Source organism: Spirosoma endbachense, from assembly GCF_010233585.1.
Taxonomy (GTDB): Bacteria; Bacteroidota; Bacteroidia; order Cytophagales; family Spirosomataceae; genus Spirosoma; species Spirosoma endbachense.
On record NZ_CP045997.1, the window covers coordinates 8,269,590 to 8,287,210 of the forward strand.

Here is a 17,621-nt window from a genome sequence, read left to right on the forward strand (position 1 = left end):
AAACTTTGTGACGTAAGCTCCATACGGAGTCTTAAATGGTTATGCAAATAATAACTCCGATCGTAAAGTAGAATTAGCCCGCCCTATAAATGTTCCACTAATTGGGGCTGCTAATTCTGGTTTGGCCGTTGATGTCAGAAATATATGCCGGTTAACAACAACCGATCCTTCGGTTGGGTCGAAGCCCCGCCAGCCCGCACCGGGCAGATACACCTCTACCCAGGCGTGTAGCTGATGCTCCTGTTGTGGGTTTCCGAACAAATAACCACTCACAAAACGAGCCGCGATACCAAGACTTCGGCAAGCGGCCATGAATAAAGTTGTATAATCGCGGCAGGAACCCTTGCGTAGCGTAAGCGTTTGCTCGGGTGGAAAAGGCGATCCTACTTCGCGAATTTCATACGTAAACTCCCGAATGGTTTGATTCAGAGTGATTAGAAAACCCGTTGTCTGCCAGCCCGCTTTGGCTGCAATCTGTTTGGCCCAGTCTTCAATTCGATGTGTGACACCAACGCGCTCTAAATAGGGTTGCAATAAATCCTGCTCATATTTGGGATAGCGAAACGGCACACGCTGGGTGTCGAACGGAAAAAGCACAAAGTCGAACGAGTTAAACTCGTCTGACTGAAGTTTCATTTCAGCCGTAACCATCAGGCGTTTAGTTGGATGGTTGAAATAGGCTAATTGCTGTACATTACCTTCTACATCGATATTGCGCACGATCCGCGACGGTTTAGGATCGATGATCAGGCTATAGTCCAGCATTTGCTGGTAAGGATATGTCCGGGGGTATAGATACAGCGTTTGGGGGCCGAGTGCAACAGGAATATCATAGTTGTATTCAGATTCGTGCCGGACGTGAAGAAGCATGGTTTAGAATGATGAAGTAAAAATAATGAATCGATAAGACTGGTTCTATTAAGAATTCATCATTTACACTTCATCATTTATAATTGGTTATACATTTTTAACCGAACGTACTTTCTCAAAGATTGGGTCCATCCAGTAGGTCGGTAATTTGCGGACAGAGTTACTTAGAAGCGCACTCCACTGGTGGGACACTTCATCCATATCTTCTTTTTCGAGACGGTATTCGGTCATGTGAAAACTGTCTTTGGGGTAAATGACGACATCTAATGGATAATCGACATCGTTGGCGCTGACACGGGTGGCATCGAAGGCGAGAAAGCCAATTTTTAGCGCTTCGGGTAGGCTGGTTTCGTAGGATAAGTTTCTGAATAACAGCGGTTTGCCGTAGCCGGAATTGCCAATTATCTTAAACGGAGATCCCTGGTCTACCTCTACCCAGTTCCCCTCAGGATACAACAGAAAGAGCTTATGTTCTTCGTCGTCTTCCAATTGACCGCCAACAATGGCGTTTAAATTGAAATTTAAACCGCTGGCCGTAATGGATTCTTTATCTTCCTGAGCCACACGTTTGACCTGTTCACCAAAGGCATTGACGGCCTTATACAGTTTGTTGAACGAGCGATCTCGCTCCGAAATCACTTCTTTAAAATACGTAATAGCCTTGTCGCGTACTGACCGCAGGCCCGACGTCATGATAAACAACGAGTGATTTTCGACTTCGTGAACCGAAATTTTTCGATTAGAAGATACTTCGGTACCAGAGGTCAACCGTCTGTCGGCAATGGCCACTAAGCCCGACGCGACTTTAATTCCTAAACAATACGTCATTCTTACAGTGGGAAATCAGGAGCATCCACTCCGGGTATAAACCCAACAAATATACGGGTTGCCCCCGTTTTTGTTTGATTTAAGATCCTGTTTTCTCAAAAACTGCCTTATTTCTTTGGAGCATTATCTGAAAATCGATGCCCCTGAGTACTGGTCGGCGTCGTATTTGTAGCCTCTTTATTGAGCGGAGCAACCGAGTTTGGTGTAGCCGCAATTCGTGCACCAGATGCGCTGGTGGCCCGTAAATCTACCCGAGCTGTATCATCTTCACCGTTGGTTGTACCGTTACCGGGTGTACTATCCGGGTCGCTCTGATTGCAGGCCATAATTTGTGCCACATTTGTGAAATTTCCCTGACCGGTAACGGTAGCTGTAAAAGACAGGCTAGCCGTTTGCCCGGCTGCCAACTGGCCGATAGACCCGGTTACAGACGACCCAGACGTAGTCATACCGGAAGGGGATGAAACAAACTGCATGCCCGCTGGCAGGTCGTTTTTCACGACGATGCCTGTAGCAGTCAAACCGCCCAGATTGAAAACCTTAAGCGTAACAGTAATGTTTTCCCCTGTCCTGACATAGCGCTGGCTCAATTCCATGGTCAGGCTTAGATCGGCTTTACTCGGGTTAGGTGTAGGCTGATTACTCTGTATGGGCGGTAAAGGGGTTTGGTTGGGATTGGGCGAAGCAAACAGCGAAAGTGCTCCCGCCGTTGAAGTGGTGCGTAAATCAACCATGGCCGCGTCGTCCTGTCCGTCGCCAGTACCTGAATTCGGCTGACTGTCTGGATCGATCCTGGCCTGAGCCGTTAATTGTCCGGCATTTTGATACATTCCCGGCGCTGTCAGGCGAGCAACATACTGCCGGGTGATCGATTGCCCTGGTGCTACGTTTGCGAGAGACCCGCTTACTACGCCACTGGTAGATGTTAAAGTTGACGAAGAGACAAAGACCACATTGTCGGGCAATCGATTTTGCATAGTCACCGCACCAGCGTCGCACGAGCCTTCATTTTTAACCGTTAACGAAAAGGTAACAGTGTCTCCTACTGCAGCCGTTCTGCGACTAACCCCCAGCGAAAGCGAAAGATCAGTCATGGCGTTGCTGATCGTAATACTTGTCGGGTTGGATTGACAGCCATAAACACTATTAACGGCCTGAACGGAATAGGCTCCTACCTGAGTAGCCAAAATGGAAGAAGTTACTGCTGACGTGCTCCAGAGGTTTGTTCCTGCATAACTGGATGTTAAGGTGACACTCCCTGGTTGGCAGAGCGACATTGAGCCGCTGACTGTAATGGTAGGGGTTGATGGCCTGACTACACTTGGCACCGTAACGGCCGGTGGGAAGAAAGCTTTGTTCTGAGGGTTGAGTAAACGGGCCGAATAAGTGCCTGCTCCAACGGTTAAACTCTGAATGCTATCGCCTGTGTTCCAGATGTATTGATAGCCAGCAGGCTGAGTTAGCATCAGCTGATTGCCCGGAGCGCAGGCGATACTGGTAAAAAGCTGATTTTCGGCCAGATAAGGCTGTATTGACTGAAGATAGCTATTGCTGATGGCATTGGCCCATAAAGCACCTACCTGAGTCTGGCCCGAAGGCGAAAAGTGAATACCATCAGGACGGTCAGCTGGCGAATTAACATTATCCAGATCAGGGCCTTGGTAGGTCAGGTAGTTCTGGCGATTGATAACCTGAAGCTGAGCCTGTCGAACATTATCAAAGGGAGCACCTGCAAAGGACGATAGGGCAATGATCCAGGCCAGGTTTGGCTTGCCGAACTCTTGCCGCACCTTGTCGATCACGCCATAGTGATGCGTAACAATAAGGTCAGTCGGATTACCGCGATCATTTTCACCATGCTGGAGAAGAATGGCCCGAATACCCGTTGAGGGTACATATAAATTCATCAGATTTCGCAGATTGACGTAGGGCATTCGTATCGCATACCTGATGAAGCCATGGGTAAAGGGAATATCGTAGGCTGCTTTGTAATTATATTCCATGTTGCTTCCCCCAAAACCAGCATTATAAATTAAAACCGGCACATTGATGCGCTGCACCAGCAAGTCGCCCATATGACCCCAGAACCACGACATTTTGGCGAAAGGAGATATACCGCTAAATGTAGATAACTGGCTGAATGTCAATCCGGGTAAGTAGCGCGTATTGGCTGTAGTGTCGTATCGTGCAAACTCTGGAGTTGATTGATCGAGAGGAACTACAGTTACGCGATCGTCAACGGCTCCCGGCATCGTGGGGCAGTAGTCCGTATTATTAATAATGCAACTTGATCCCTGTGCATTTGAATGACCAACAATGGCAAAGACTTCGCCAACACCAAACCGATCGACCGAATCAGACGCTACAACCTGACCATTACGCTTTCCACGGACTTCAATTCGATACCACCCACCCGTGATGGTTAAGGTGCCATTGAATTGACCGTTGAGTGGATTTGTCTGAAGCGTAGCCCAGTTGGTTGTGGTTCCCTGTCCACTTGTTCGAACAACGGCACGAGCTTCTACCGAATCAAATAGTTGGGCATAACTACCAGCAATCAGAACAGTCGCGTTATTGTTATTGTCTCGCTGGACAATCATGCGGCTGACCGGATAAGTAACATCGATTTGGGCAACAGCCTGTAATAGACCAATGGCCCATAACATAGCCGTCAACCCTGTTAGCAGGAGTGGCCGTAAAAATAAGTTCATGATGGATAAAGCAGTACTTGTTTTAGATGTAGGAAATGTAACATTGCTTAATTCTTGTATACTTAATTTGCAACATTGTATACAATTTAAGGCAAAGGAAATTTCCATTATCAACACTTTGTAGCCAAATATAGTACTAATGGGTTAATAAGTTATCTATAGAGTCACTGATACGTGAAAATTTAATCTATATCTAAGCTAGATTATTAAACGTGAGAGGTAATCAGTTTTTATTTTTCTGTAATCGGGGAAAGGCCAGTATTGAGTTCGTAAATGATTATAAACCGCCGAAATCAATTAATCGCGAGAGTGCTGATGATCAGCATTGTGACACAGTTAGTTTTCCGCCAAATCGGTTTGTTTTGGATAAAGGTTTGTGTTACTTTGTCAATGAGAAGGTATTGAACCCCTTCGCCAATTCGCGATGAACTTTGACGACGAGGACGACGACGACAGTTTCATGGACTGGGACGGTTTCGATGAGGATTACGACCCGGAAGAAGCCCGCGCCGAAATGGAGGCCGAGAACCGGCGTATTAAGAACCTGCCTATCTTACGCAAGGCCAATGAACTCATGGAGTTAACCCAGGCCATTGTTGAGACGATCAATAAAGAAGACGATGTGCTGATGATGCATGAGCAGATGCTGGCTAATGCGATGATGCTGGCTCCTAAAATCGTTGGTGCCGAGGGAGGAGATCTCTACACACTACGAATGGAAAATGCGGTTATTATTAAGATGCATGCCCGGGAGTTATTAGCTCAGACTTCTTATTGCAAAGCAGAAAAACTGGCAACTCCTGCCTATTTGAATGTTCTGCGCGATGAAATTGAGCAGTTTCGCCTGTTATTTGTTGAATGGGTAAATGGTTTCGATAAAGATAATGATGCTCCTGATGACTGGGGGCTGTTTTATTGATTACGCAAACCAAACCCGATCCTGAGAAGACCGGGTTTGGTTTTTTAGGACCTTCGATTGCTTAACCAGGGTGAAGTAGAATGTGCTGCCTGAATAATTTCTACTATATCATTTATGCTAATTATTAAATCTGTGGGTTGATGCTTATAATCAGATAACTTTGCCCATCCAAAAATCTGTTTAGTTCATGAAATTTCGTTTACCGTTATTTTATTGGTTTTCTTTTACACAATGTTGGCTAGTACCTGTTTCTGGTTTCCTGCTGCTAATTGCTTTCCTCCAACCAACCAAGGCTAAAGATAAATCCACTTCTTATGTAGCCGTCAATGAAACTAGTTCAGGTGTCGAAAGCCCCTTGGCGGATCCTATCACCCTAACCCTTACGCCAGCTTCTCCGGCAGTATGTTCAGGCGGAAGTGTTGCTCTGGCGCTGACGGGTTGTCCGGTTGCCGGTACTGTTCGGTGGTCGACTAATCAGACAGGAGCAAGCATTACGGTGAGTCCTGCTCAAACAACAAGCTACACTGCCACCTGCTCGGTAAGTGGACCACAGGGTACAACCACTGCTTCGGCAACTAGCCAGGTTGTGGTCAGCCAGCCAATCGTTCTTACCAGCAACCCGGCATCTACGTCGGCCTGTGAAGGCGCTGTGGTGTCGTTTTCGGTTACTGCAAACGGTTCTGGTATTGCGTATTCGTGGTCTCGAAACGGTGTGCCGATTCCTGGCACGAATAGTCCTCAATTGTCGCTGGCCAGCATTACAATGGCTCAGGCGGGGGCTTATGCTGTTACTTTATCGAACCAATGTGGGAATGTGTCAAGTTCGGCGGCCCAACTGGCAATTGTTCCAGGGTTAACGATTTCCAGTGCTGTTACACCTGCCAATTGTACGGGTGCCAGTACGGGCCAGATTTTTATTACGGCCTCTGGTGGTACAGGGCCGAGGCAGTTTCAGCTGAACGGGCAGGGATCTCAGGTAGAAAACATTTTCTCAAACTTAAAAGCCGGAACTTACCAGGTATCGGTAAAAGATGTGCTTGGATGTACCGCCCAAACTACCGCACAGATTAAAGAGCCTACGCCTGTAGTTTTGACGGTAAAAGTTGTCAATGCGAAATGTTCGGGGGGATCCGACGGGGGGGTATTTGTGGCCGCCACTGGCGGAAATACTCCTTACCAATTTCAGATCAATGGCGGGCCGTTACAGACCGGGGAATCGTTTTTCGATTTGAAAGACAAGACAGCCTACATCGTTACGGCAGTCGATGGTACTGGCTGTGCCACATCACAGACCGCCGTGGTTGGCGCCCCTCAGGCAATTGATATCAAAGCCACTATCGGGTCGGCCAAATGTACGGGCTCTGCCGATGGTACGATTAATATTTTGAGTTCGGGTGGTACAGGATCCTATCAATATCAGATCGGTGCGGGCGTCTTTCAGGCAGGAACATTGTTCACTGGCCTGGCGGCTAAAACCTATGAGGTTACGGTTAAAGATGGCAGTGGCTGTTTAGGGAAAAAATCGATAGCAGTACCGGAACCACTGACCCTGAAACTGACAGCTGCGATTACACCAGTCAATTGTTTTGGCGATAATAGTGGTGCCATTACGCTAACGCCAAGTGGCGGAACGGGCTCTGTTCAATATCAGTTGACGTCTACCAAAACGCCCCAGAAAAGTAATGTGTTCAAAGCGCTTGCTCTGGGAGATTACACGGTTGTTGGGACCGATTCAAATGGGTGTACGGCGCTTTTACCCGTTACAATTGGTAAATCTGATCCCCTGAAAGTACAGGCTTCTATCGTGCCGGCTACCTGTTGTGTCTGCCCAACGGGCCAAGTGGCGCTAACGAGCGGTGGGGGCACCGGAACAGGGCGACAGTTTCAGCTGATTGGTCGGCCGTTTCAGGCTAGTAATCAATTTGCAGGGCTACCGCCAGGTACGTATCGTTTCCGCATTTCCGACGAAGTTGGCTGTACCGATTCGGTGGCTGTCGCTGTTACTGATGCGTCATCCATGTCGCTGTCGCCTGGTCGTATCAAAGATGTTCCGTGTACGGGCGGACGCGATGGCGAAGCGGCCGTACAACTCACGGGGGGAATCAAGCCGTTCGTGTTCTATTGGCAGACCGAACGAAAAGATACCCTGAAAGCCCGGACGCCAACACAGACTGGCCTGTCTGAAGGTACTTATACCGTTAGCGTTCTGGATAGTAATCGCTGTACGACCACCACGACGTTTGTTACAGTAAAAGCACTGGCTCCAATCCCGCCAAAGCCGGTTATCACACAGACAAGTACTAGTCTTTCGATCGTTGAGGTGACGGGTATTCAATGGTATGTAACAGTGGATACGAGCGCTGGCAAACCAGTGCCGAATGCGACGACCTCTACTTTAGTTCCTTTCCAGAGTGGCCGTTATTACGTCGTTGTGACTCAAGGGGGATGTACATCGTTGCCATCCAACTTTGTTACGTTTGTGCTGACGGCCTCAGAACCCATTGGTGATTTGTCGGTGCGAGTGATGCCGAATCCGGTTACCGATCGGTTGCGACTGGAAATTGAACAGACACAGCGCCAAGCTGTACAGGTGCAGCTAATCGATCTGTCGGGCCGGGCCGTTCGCGATTATCAGATACCCGCCTTTACGGGCAAAAAACAGGCCGAGTGGCCATTGACCGGCATTTCGTCAGGCCAGTATCTGCTGAAAGCCGAAGCTGGTGATCGGCGGTCAGTAATTAGAATTCTGGTGGAATAAGTCATCAGTTTGCCGTTGGCAGTAGCAGTTCCCAGAGAATGCTGCTACTGCCAACGGCAAACTGATGACTATTACAGTCGTTCTTCAAACAACTTCAGAATTCGCTTGTATTCGTCTGTCCAGCTCGATGGCTCCACGAAGCCATGATCTTCCATCGGGTACGCAGCTACTTCCCAATTGTCTTTTTTAAGCTCGATCAGCCGTTGCATGAGCCGGACCGTATCTTGAAAATGCACGTTTACGTCGACCATACCGTGGCAAATGAGCAAATAACCCTTTAAGCCTTCGGCAAAATAAATCGGCGACGAACGACGGTAAGACAGAGAATCCAGTTGAGGTTCGTTCAGGATATTTGCCGTGTATGGATGGTTATAAGCTGCCCAGTCAGTTACGGGCCGTAGCGCTGCCCCCGCTTTAAACACATCAGGCGTGGTAAACATGGCCATCAGTGTAATAAAGCCGCCATAAGAACCGCCATAAATACCGATTCGGTTAGCATCGACACCCTGCGTTTGTACAAGCCATTTCGCGGCATCAACATGGTCGGTCAAATCTTTTCCGCCCATAAACCGATAGATACCCGTACGCCAGTCTCGGCCGTAGCCCGCACTAGCCCGGTAATCGATATCGAGTACGGTATAGCCCTTGTCGACGAGCAGGTTATGAAACATGTACTCGCGGAAATACTGGCTCCACCACTTATGCGCATTTTGAAGATAGCCCGCGCCATGAACAAATACGACACTTTTGCCGGTCGGCCTTTCGGGCTTATACAAACGGGCATAGATCGTCTGGCCGTCGCTGGCGGGGATCGTTACGAGCGTAGCCTCACGCCAGGGGTAACTTTTGAAGTTTTCAGTCTGCGAACTTGTTAACTTGATTGGAGCACTACTGGCCAGTGTCTTCTTTGCAGCAGCCGACGGTAGACCAAGCTCTGTTACATACAACTCCCAGGGCTGATTACTGGACGAATAACGGATGGCCAGACGGGTTTCATCGGGCGAAAGCGTTGCTTCATTAGCGCCGGTCATTGTTGTCAGACGAACGCGTTCACCGCCATTCACCGCCATCCGGTAAAAATGCTGCTCGCCGGGATGCACTTCATTGGTTTGCAGGAAAAAATAGGCTTTATCTTTTGATGGCAGAACCTGTTGCACTTCAAATTTTCCCGAAGTTAACTGCTTCTTTTGACCGCCTGCCAACACATTGATCGAATAGAGGTGCGAATAACCATCGGCTTCCGACTGAAACCACAGGGTTTGATTATCGGCCAGAAAGCCCATGTTGCCCGGCGAATTCGCGTTGCCAATACCAGGTCCGCCGATCCAGGCTTCATCGTGCTGGCGATCAAGTAATGTCAGCTTAAGCGTCTCGGGTTCGAACCGCATGATCCACCGATCTTTGTTATCCTGCGACCGAACGACAACCACACACAATTTACCATCTTCAGACCATACCGGGCCATTGACAGTAACCGGGCGTGTTTTTTTTGCTGTATCGGGTTTTGCATTGGCAACCGTTTTTAGGTACTCAGGCTTATCACCGATTCCCGGAATATCCTTGACGCTTACCGCCCGAACGGTATCTTTGACACTATCGTACACGAAAAATTCCTGGCTGGCTAATGGAGCCCCTACTTTAGTCCGCGCCGGGAGCTCTTCGGTATAGCCCGACTCGGTTACATAAGTTGGCACCTGCGCATTTTTGGCATTGGTCGCATTTTTAGATAGTCGGTAGGTGACAAAGCGCCCATCAGGACTGGCCTGTGGATTAAACAGCTGTTTGTCGTCCAGGTAAATTTCTTTAGGACGTTTGGGCTTGTCGGCTTTGCTGATTCGGTCTGCTTCGTCTTTCTTGGCCTTACGCTCTTTCAGAACCGTTGACAGGCGAAGCTGATCCTGCTTCAGAAATTTCTCTTCGTCGGTTAGCTTAGGCTCGGCTTTTTTAGCACCCGTCCGGAAATCGGTCAATTGCATCAGCTCGCCCGATTGAAGATTGATGCTGAACAGATTGGGTGTGCGCCGGAAAATGACCCGCTGTTCGTCGCCAGAAAAAACAGGATTGGCTTCCATCTCAACGGTATTGGTGAGCTGACGAATTCGCCCGGTCTTAACATCGATCCAGTAAATATCACCCTGCCGTTCGAAGAGACGCTGCGTGTGTGCCCGATTAAAAGCCGCGATTGGTTCGGTCGGCAGAAGGCGACGATCGGCCGGACTTACCTTCTGCGGTTGCGATGCCGTTAGTGTTTTCCCGGTCGTGAAAGTCACTTTATACAGCGAATCACTTTTATTCTTATCTGGATTCCAGTCAAAATAAAGTGTCTTCGAGTCGTCGGACCAGTATGGATTGGAGGGCGAAGTGCCCATCCAGACCTTGGGGTCCTGCATAATGGCGTCGACGGTGAGTTGAAGCCTGTCCGATGGCTTCTCGACCTTTGGTGAAGGCTGAGCAAAGGCATACGTGGAAACGAACGCCAGAAGTAGTGGTCGATAGAGGTACGAACCACATTGATGAAGCGTAGTTTTTGTCATAAAACACATAATTCGGGTTGTGTGGCACAAATTAGCCACAAAGCTGCTAATCACGTAGCTTATCTAAAAAAGAGGCTACAGAAACTTTAAACGAGCGTGTCAGCGAAGGCTGAACAACGGCTGTGGTTATTCTCTAATCAAATTCTAATTTTTTTATGGGTAAGGCAAAAAATGCTAATCGGTAGTTTGCCGAAAGATGGTATCTTGCCTAATAAAATCCTTCTTTGCCTCGATGCAATACGTTGTTCATGCTTACGATCACACCGATGCCGATGCGCTTGACCGGCGTATGGCTACCAGGCCCGCTCATCTCGACTATGTCCGCGAGTTAAAAGCAAAAGGCCAGTTTGTCCTTGGTGGTGCACTTCTTGATCCGGTTGGACAAATGATCGGCTCTATGTTACTCCTCGATCTGGAAACAGAAGAGCAACTGGCCGACTACCTCAAATCCGATCCTTACATCGTTCAGGGCGTTTGGGACAAAGTCGATGTGAAACCTTTTCGTAGAGCCGACGTGTGAGAAATGGCGGCAGTTATTCCGAATTCAACATACTTTTCGCCCGAATGACTGCCCGTATCGATGGCGCGACACTAACTACTCATGACTTATTTTGATACACGCAGCAATATTTGATATGGATGGGCTGCTGGTGGACTCTGAACCCCACTGGCGGGCCATGGAACGCGAAGTATTCGCAACAGTTGGGCTCTATCTGACTGACGATGAGTGCAAACAAACGACAGGGTTGCCAATTCCAGATGTTGTGAATTATTGGTTTGCACGAGCGCCCTGGAGCGATGAAGCAGCCGCTGGCCGTAGCCATGCCGATCTTGGCGACGCCATTACAGCCGGTGTTCACGAGCGCATTGCCAATTTTGCCGAACCGATGCCAGGCGCTATTGAAGCACTTGAGTTATTTTTTCGATTGGGAATCCCGACGGCTATCGCATCGGCCTCGCCCATGAGCCTGATTGAGGTTGTGGTAAACCGACTTCGTATTCGCAACTATCTGACGCTCTGGCATTCCGCTACACTGGAGGCACGTAATAAACCCGCGCCCGACGTTTATCTGGGAACTGCCCGTAAATTAAGTGTACTACCCGCAGCCTGCATTGCGTTTGAAGACTCAGGGAGTGGTCTGATATCGGCCCACTCGGCTGGTATGCAGACCGTGGCCGTACCTGCTGCTTTTGAACTGGATCACCCCAAATTTACCATCGCCGATGTGATTATACCTTCATTGACTGAGTTTTCGATGGATATGTTAACCACATTGCAGAACAAAGAATATCATTCCTAAACATATAAACCTGTAACCTGGCCGGGCGAAATGAGTCTAGAAACTAGATGAGTGCCGTCAATGGTCTTTTCCGTTATTACCCATGCGTATTTATCAGCTTGATGCTTTTACCGATCACCTTTTTTCTGGAAATCCGGCTGCGGTTGTTCCGCTGACCGAGTGGCTCCCTGATGAACAGATGCAGCGCATTGCCGCTGAAAACAACCTGGCCGAAACGGCTTTTTATGTTAAAACAGAAGGGGAGGCCAACTATCATATTCGCTGGTTTACGCCAACGCTTGAAGTAGACCTTTGCGGCCATGCAACATTGGCTACTGGTTACGTCGTATTTTTTCTGGAACAGAAACCCGAAACAGACCATATATATTTCAGCTCCCGAAGTGGTCCCTTGAAAGTATGCCGGAGTGAAGATGGATGGCTAACGCTCGATTTTCCGATTGATGTGGTGCATAAAGCTAATTTACAGCCACCTGCCCTGTTAGCCAGTCTGAACGAAAAACCGCTGGCAGTTTACAAAGGCAAAACCGATTACATGCTGATCTATGAATCGCAGGCGCAGATTGCAGCTCTGGAGCCTGATTTTCGGGAGATGAGCACTGTGCCGGCGCGTGGCGTTATTGTGACTGCCCCTGGCGATGCCAATTCTGGAATTGACTTTGTATCCCGTTTTTTTGGCCCTCAGTCGGGCATTGATGAAGATCCGGTAACCGGTTCGGCACACACAACCCTCGTACCCTACTGGTCCGAGCAACTCGGAAAGACAGATCTTACGGCTCTCCAGCTGTCGAAACGGGGTGGCTATCTGCGCTGTAAGCTTAATGAAGCTCGTGTCGATATTTCAGGACAAGTACAATTATACCTGACTGGAGAAATACTGTAATGGCTGGTTTATGATTTTTGGTTTACGGCTTTCTCTGCCGACAACCGTAAACCAAAGCCATAAACTACTGACTGTCGGCAACGAACCGTTTCAGGCCCCGTCGGATGGCTTTGGCCATATGCTGGCGAAACCGTTCATCAAGAATACGATCTTCATCGGACCTATTGCTCAGGAACGGCCCTTCGACCAGCACGTTTGGATAGTCGGTAGGTGTGTTGAAGAAAAAATTAAAATGGCCAATATTGCCAAATTCGGCGGCCCCCGTTTTCCGTAGTTCATACAGGATAGCCTGACTCAGTGGCCGAAAACCGATGTGTTTGTAGTACGTACTAACACCTTGTACGCGCGTATTGTCCGATGAATTAAAATGAATGCTGACCAGCAGGTCGGGTAAGTTTTGTCGCATGGCCAGAATACGCGCTGTTGGTCCGATAAGCGTATCGCTCAGGCGGGACATCAGTACCTGAACACCTGCCCGTTCGAGCAGCGAGCGTAACCGATTGGCGACGTCAAGGGTAAATTCTTTTTCCAGACGACCCGACACATTCCCATTTGCGCCTGTATTTGTGCCGCCGTGCCCCGCATCGACTGCAATCGTTAAGCCGCGAAGTTTGTGTTTCTGAGGAGGTCTCCGAACTCGGATCATCAAGGTATTGCGTTGATAATAAATGGAATAGCCCCATGATTGGCTGTGTTTGAGGTCAATAAAAATCCGAACAGTTTCGTCAGAAATCTGCTCAAACCAAACGTTACGGATTTCCTGGGCTGAAGCCAGCTGGGTGATCCAGTTTGTGTTAACGGTAACTCCAAACACATCTACGATCAGCCGTGACGGATTAAGCTGCTGCTGGCTTCGGTAAGGAAAGCGGGCAGGAAGGCGAACGGCCACATAATCGAATCGAGATGGTGAACTCGATTTTGCGGAATCGCCGGAAACGGTCCAGTTTCCGGTGAGCGCAGCTTTGGGATAAGTGTGAAGCGTATCGATCGCAACCTGATCCCTGGCAATGAAAGCCGTTAGAGTAGCGGATAGCCTGACCCGCCAGAATTGATGTGTAGAGTCGACCGATGCCAGACCGGTCATAGTCAATACAACACCCGAATCGAGCGTTTCCATGCGGGCGCCCCCCAGCCGATCAGTACCGAGCCCGTAATACAATGGAGTGAGCGTGGTGCGAGTATATCCTGTTAACGTTGTGTCGTGAACAACGGGCAATGCCGTTTGACCAAAACAAACATTAAGGGAGATTGTAGCCAGCAGGGCTATCAGAAAACGTCCGCGATTAGTTGATACCTTCATCCAGAGACGGCTTGCCAGGGCCGTTAAAGAGTAGAAAAATGCAAACTGCCAGCAGATTGACTGATGGAAATGTGTTTTGATACGTGTCATTGATAGCCAGATGAGCCATACCGACCGCTATACTGAAATTAATGATAAGTAGGGTACTCGCCCAGCGAGTCCACAATCCCAACAGCAGTAAAATGCCTCCGATTAACTCCGTATAGACCGATAGATAGGCACCAATTGTAGGAAATGGAAATCCCAGACTGGTCAGATACGACATAAATTCCGGCATTTTTTTGTCGGGCGAAAAAGCATATGGATACGAGACTTTTATCAGTTGGAAGCCAAAAGCCAGTCGTAAAATTAGCGGACCAATTGATCGAAACCGGTAGAGCGAGGCTAGATTCATAAGTGAGTAGTCAATGAAACGGAGGCTATTGATAGCTAGTTGCCTGTTTCTAAACCAGCCGAAACGTTGATACTAAATTTTAATTTGTAATGAATCTAAACAAGCGTACCTTTGCTCCGAAAACAACTGGTACGAATGACCTCCGAATTTTTTCTTCCTGAATCGCCTATTGTTCTGAACGATTCAAAACAGATTATCCAGACAAACCCTTTTCTTAGTCATGAATGCGTGCTGAAAAAGTGCTGCAAGAAGTACAAAAAGGGCAAGCGCTGCAAGAAATGCCCGGATTGATCGGTTATTTTTCTTTGGCGAATGAGTGCTTTTGAGCATCTTCGTCCTATGGAAATTCATTATGTATTGAAGAACGGCCTGCCTTCTCAGCCGGAACTGGCTTCTTTATTGAACCTCCTCGCGACGGTCTTTGCCAACCAATCACAAGCTGATTTACTGACCGAACTCAACTACCAACAAGCTCGAACAGGCATCCAGATTTTGCTTGCTCTGAAAAATGAGCAGATCGTAGGCTGCAAACTGGGCTATGAGCGTAAGCCAGGTCATTACTATAGCTGGTTGGGCTGTGTTGATCCCGCCTGCCGGGGCAGAGGGATTGCCAGAGAACTGATGAATCGCCAGCATGACTGGTGTCGCGAGCAGGGTTATTCTATGGTAAGAACACAAACTTATAACCAATGGCGTGAAATGCTTATCCTGAATCTGCGCTGTGGCTTCGATATTATTGGAACGGTGCAGGGTAAGCATGGATTGACTATCGTTCTGGAAAAGAAAATTTGATAACGCTGCCGATAGCCTGCTCCAGAAAACAGATCTCTACCGCTTCTACTTCTCCACCTGCTCATAGGAACCCATTGCCCCGCTTTGTTGTCATTACGATAGATGCATCTCTATCTCCATATTCCATTCTGTAAGCAAGCCTGCCACTACTGCGACTTTCATTTTAGCACGAATCTGAGTAAGAAATCCACTGTAGTCGACGCTATCTGTGCTGAAATTGCTCTTCAGAAAGACTACCTGACCGAAAAATCGTTGGAAACGATCTACTTTGGCGGTGGTACGCCGTCTTTGTTGACAGAACCGGAACTGGCGCAGATTATCGAGACAATTCATTCGCATTTCCTCGTTTCGCCTACAGCCGAGATTACACTCGAAGCTAATCCTGATGACCTGCGTGCTGAAAAGCTTCAGGTATTGCGTCGATACGTCAATCGCCTGAGTATTGGCATTCAAACCTTTGATGAAGCTGCACTACGATGGATGAACCGCGCTCACACGGCTACAGAAGCAGAAAACTGTGTATCTCTGGCGCGGGAGGCCGGATTTGAAAACATGAGCGTCGATTTGATTTATGGCATTCCTGATTCGGGCCGTTCGGTACCGCTTTGGCAAACGGATTTACAGAAAATGCTGGAACTCAATGTGCCTCATTTATCGGCTTATGCGCTGACTATTGAACCTGATACCGCTTTTGGGCGATGGCAACAGAAAGGGAAGCTGCCAGCCGTTGACGAAAATCTGGCTGCCGAACAGTTTGAAGAACTGACAAAGGCACTGAGGGACGCAGGCTATGAGCATTACGAAATCTCGAACTTTGCCAAACCGGGCCAATACGCCCGGCATAATACGGCCTACTGGCAACGAAAGTCCTACCTGGGAGTTGGACCTAGTGCCCATTCCTACAATGGGTTCAGCCGGCAATACAATATTGCCAACAATGCGCGGTATGTAGCAACTATCCAGCAGGAGAACATACCAGCTACGGTTGAAATCCTGACCGTTGCCGATCAGGTTAATGAATATCTGTTAACAGGGCTCCGAACAAAATGGGGATGTTCGCTGACCGAACTGAGTAAGTTGCTTGGGACGGATTTTATGCAGACTCAGGCCACTGACCTTGCGGCTATGTATGCGTCTGGCTGGCTCACCCGCGACGATGATCGTCTGCGCCTGACCGATTCGGGTAAACTTTTCGCCGACCGAGTCGCTGCCTCCTTATTTGTCGAATAGTAAAGTAGGTGATAAGCCCGGACACTATCGTTATTCGTCGTATTGATTTAGCCTGTCTTACTGAACCATCGGTTTTTTGGTATTTTTGGCACATGAAACATTGGATGCGGGGAGCAATATGTGTTGGGCTAGTGATCATTATTCTGGGACAGTCTGTACGGGCTCAACCCATGCCACCGACAACCACTATGCCGGGCGCATCCGATCCGCAGGGAATTCGTGAGGGGCGATTTATTGGGGTCTTAATCGGAACGGCTGCTTTCTACACCATAACCTTATTGATGCTCCGCAAGCAATGGTACAAGAAAAAGGTGCCATTTCATTCCTTCAATGATAACCGTGAATGGCTGCAAATGGACAAAGTTGGCCATGCCGCCACTGCTTATTGCATGAGCCGGGGAGGCTATGAACTGATGCGATGGAGTGGTGTCAATGAGCAGGCCAGCATTCTGACGGGTGGCTTATTGGCCTTGCTATTCCAGACAACGCTCGAAGTGTACGACGGCCATGCGGAGGGATGGGGATTTTCGAAAGGCGATATGGTGGCTAACATTGCCGGTACGGCTCTATTCGTAGGGCAGCAATATGGGGCTGGTCAGCAGGTAGTTAGCCTCAAATACGGCTTTCGGAAAACAATTTTTCCACCCTACCGCCCGAATGTGCTGGGCCGTACGACTGGTGTGCAGATGCTGAAAGATTATAATGGCCAGCAGTACTGGCTGTCGGTGAATCTGGCGTCGGTGCTTCCGGTTGGCCCTTCTTTTCCGCGTTGGTTAAACCTGGACTTTGGCTATAGCGGTAGTGGCATGATTGGCGGGCACGACAATCCACCCGTGTTTGATAAGGATGGAAAGGAGGTCAAATTTGAGCGCTACCGGCAGTTTTTTATTTCACCCGACGCCGATCTGTCACGAATTGGTACGTTTAGCCCGTCATTGCAACGATTTATTGGAACAGCGCAATTTTTTAAAATCCCGGCTCCGTCGCTGGAGTTTAATCGAGTCAATGGTCTTCGGTTTCACCCTTTTCTAGTGCCAAAAGAGTAACTAAATAAACAGGGGAAACAGGTAATTATGGCTGGAAAATTAAAGCCTGATTACCTAT

Annotated in this window: 14 protein-coding genes; 8 read left to right on the top strand and 6 right to left on the bottom strand. The window is 48.5% G+C overall.

Going from position 1 to position 17,621, the window contains the following annotated elements:
* Positions 1–39 precede the first annotated feature (39 nt).
* From GJR95_RS33575 to GJR95_RS33585, 3 genes are all read right to left on the bottom strand, one after another.
* Positions 40–870, bottom strand: a complete 831-nt coding sequence (locus GJR95_RS33575) for a transglutaminase family protein (protein ID WP_162390017.1) — start codon at positions 868–870, stop codon at positions 40–42.
* 87 nt (positions 871–957) lie between these two features.
* Positions 958–1,698: a peptidase gene (locus GJR95_RS33580; protein ID WP_162390018.1), complete on the bottom strand. Its 741-nt coding sequence runs from the start codon at positions 1,696–1,698 to the stop codon at positions 958–960.
* A gap of 107 nt (positions 1,699–1,805) precedes the next feature.
* Positions 1,806–4,409: a CARDB domain-containing protein gene (locus tag GJR95_RS33585; protein ID WP_232540947.1), complete on the bottom strand. Its 2,604-nt coding sequence runs from the start codon at positions 4,407–4,409 to the stop codon at positions 1,806–1,808.
* A 424-nt stretch (positions 4,410–4,833) separates the two neighbouring features.
* On the opposite strand from GJR95_RS33585, the gene GJR95_RS33590 reads away from it, so the two are divergent.
* Together GJR95_RS33590 and GJR95_RS33595 are read left to right on the top strand one after the other, a co-directional pair.
* Positions 4,834–5,328: a hypothetical protein gene (locus GJR95_RS33590; RefSeq protein WP_077920058.1), complete on the top strand. Its 495-nt coding sequence runs from the start codon at positions 4,834–4,836 to the stop codon at positions 5,326–5,328.
* A 355-nt stretch (positions 5,329–5,683) separates the two neighbouring features.
* Positions 5,684–8,086: a T9SS type A sorting domain-containing protein gene (locus tag GJR95_RS33595; RefSeq protein ID WP_232540948.1), complete on the top strand. Its 2,403-nt coding sequence runs from the start codon at positions 5,684–5,686 to the stop codon at positions 8,084–8,086.
* 71 nt (positions 8,087–8,157) lie between these two features.
* Here GJR95_RS33595 and GJR95_RS33600 read toward each other — a convergent pair whose 3' ends face one another.
* The gene (locus GJR95_RS33600) at positions 8,158–10,620 is read right to left on the bottom strand and encodes a prolyl oligopeptidase family serine peptidase (protein WP_394369972.1); all 2,463 of its coding nucleotides are present in this window, start codon (positions 10,618–10,620) and stop codon (positions 8,158–8,160) included.
* Between the two features lie 232 nt (positions 10,621–10,852).
* Here GJR95_RS33600 and GJR95_RS33605 point away from each other — a divergent pair, with 232 nt between their 5' ends.
* The 3 genes from GJR95_RS33605 (at position 10,853) to GJR95_RS33615 (ending at position 12,801) form a co-directional block, all read left to right on the top strand.
* Entirely contained in the window at positions 10,853–11,140 is a 288-nt protein-coding gene (locus tag GJR95_RS33605) for a YciI family protein (protein ID WP_162390019.1), read from the top strand.
* Between the two features lie 91 nt (positions 11,141–11,231).
* Positions 11,232–11,921, top strand: coding sequence for a hexitol phosphatase HxpB (gene hxpB, locus GJR95_RS33610; protein ID WP_162390020.1), 690 nt, complete (start codon positions 11,232–11,234; stop codon positions 11,919–11,921).
* A gap of 82 nt (positions 11,922–12,003) precedes the next feature.
* Entirely contained in the window at positions 12,004–12,801 is a 798-nt protein-coding gene (locus GJR95_RS33615) for a PhzF family phenazine biosynthesis protein (RefSeq protein ID WP_162390021.1), read from the top strand.
* A gap of 64 nt (positions 12,802–12,865) precedes the next feature.
* On the opposite strand, the gene GJR95_RS33620 is transcribed toward GJR95_RS33615, so the two are convergent.
* On the bottom strand, positions 12,866–14,101 hold the full coding sequence (locus GJR95_RS33620) for an N-acetylmuramoyl-L-alanine amidase family protein (protein ID WP_162390022.1): 1,236 nt from the start codon (positions 14,099–14,101) through the stop codon (positions 12,866–12,868).
* Positions 14,085–14,495 (bottom strand): DoxX family protein, encoded by a 411-nt coding sequence (locus tag GJR95_RS33625; RefSeq protein WP_162390023.1) that lies wholly within the window; start codon positions 14,493–14,495, stop codon positions 14,085–14,087. Before GJR95_RS33625 ends, GJR95_RS33620 begins: the two co-directional genes overlap by 17 nt.
* Positions 14,496–14,834: 339 nt before the next feature.
* On the opposite strand from GJR95_RS33625, the gene GJR95_RS33630 reads away from it, so the two are divergent.
* The 3 genes from GJR95_RS33630 (at position 14,835) to GJR95_RS33640 (ending at position 17,563) form a co-directional block, all read left to right on the top strand.
* Complete coding sequence (locus GJR95_RS33630) at positions 14,835–15,287, top strand: GNAT family N-acetyltransferase (RefSeq protein WP_162390024.1); 453 nt, start codon at positions 14,835–14,837, stop codon at positions 15,285–15,287.
* 102 nt (positions 15,288–15,389) lie between these two features.
* The gene (hemW, locus tag GJR95_RS33635; RefSeq protein WP_162390025.1) at positions 15,390–16,517 is read left to right on the top strand and encodes a radical SAM family heme chaperone HemW; all 1,128 of its coding nucleotides are present in this window, start codon (positions 15,390–15,392) and stop codon (positions 16,515–16,517) included.
* Between the two features lie 92 nt (positions 16,518–16,609).
* On the top strand, positions 16,610–17,563 hold the full coding sequence (locus GJR95_RS33640; RefSeq protein ID WP_162390026.1) for a DUF2279 domain-containing protein: 954 nt from the start codon (positions 16,610–16,612) through the stop codon (positions 17,561–17,563).
* Positions 17,564–17,621 lie beyond the last annotated feature (58 nt).

What these genes read in the sequence shown, in the direction of transcription:
- GJR95_RS33620 (WP_162390022.1), bottom strand. Translation starts at nt 14,101, where the DNA reads ATGAAGGTATCAACTAATCGCGGACGTTTTCTGATAGCCCTGCTGGCT.
- GJR95_RS33605 (WP_162390019.1), top strand. Translation starts at nt 10,853, where the DNA reads ATGCAATACGTTGTTCATGCTTACGATCACACCGATGCCGATGCGCTT.
- GJR95_RS33640 (WP_162390026.1), top strand. Translation starts at nt 16,610, where the DNA reads ATGAAACATTGGATGCGGGGAGCAATATGTGTTGGGCTAGTGATCATT.
- GJR95_RS33580 (WP_162390018.1), bottom strand. Translation starts at nt 1,698, where the DNA reads ATGACGTATTGTTTAGGAATTAAAGTCGCGTCGGGCTTAGTGGCCATT.
- GJR95_RS33630 (WP_162390024.1), top strand. Translation starts at nt 14,835, where the DNA reads ATGGAAATTCATTATGTATTGAAGAACGGCCTGCCTTCTCAGCCGGAA.
- GJR95_RS33585 (WP_232540947.1), bottom strand. Translation starts at nt 4,409, where the DNA reads ATGAACTTATTTTTACGGCCACTCCTGCTAACAGGGTTGACGGCTATG.
- GJR95_RS33600 (WP_394369972.1), bottom strand. Translation starts at nt 10,620, where the DNA reads ATGACAAAAACTACGCTTCATCAATGTGGTTCGTACCTCTATCGACCA.
- GJR95_RS33615 (WP_162390021.1), top strand. Translation starts at nt 12,004, where the DNA reads ATGCGTATTTATCAGCTTGATGCTTTTACCGATCACCTTTTTTCTGGA.
- GJR95_RS33575 (WP_162390017.1), bottom strand. Translation starts at nt 870, where the DNA reads ATGCTTCTTCACGTCCGGCACGAATCTGAATACAACTATGATATTCCT.
- GJR95_RS33590 (WP_077920058.1), top strand. Translation starts at nt 4,834, where the DNA reads ATGAACTTTGACGACGAGGACGACGACGACAGTTTCATGGACTGGGAC.
- GJR95_RS33625 (WP_162390023.1), bottom strand. Translation starts at nt 14,495, where the DNA reads ATGAATCTAGCCTCGCTCTACCGGTTTCGATCAATTGGTCCGCTAATT.
- hemW (WP_162390025.1), top strand. Translation starts at nt 15,390, where the DNA reads ATGCATCTCTATCTCCATATTCCATTCTGTAAGCAAGCCTGCCACTAC.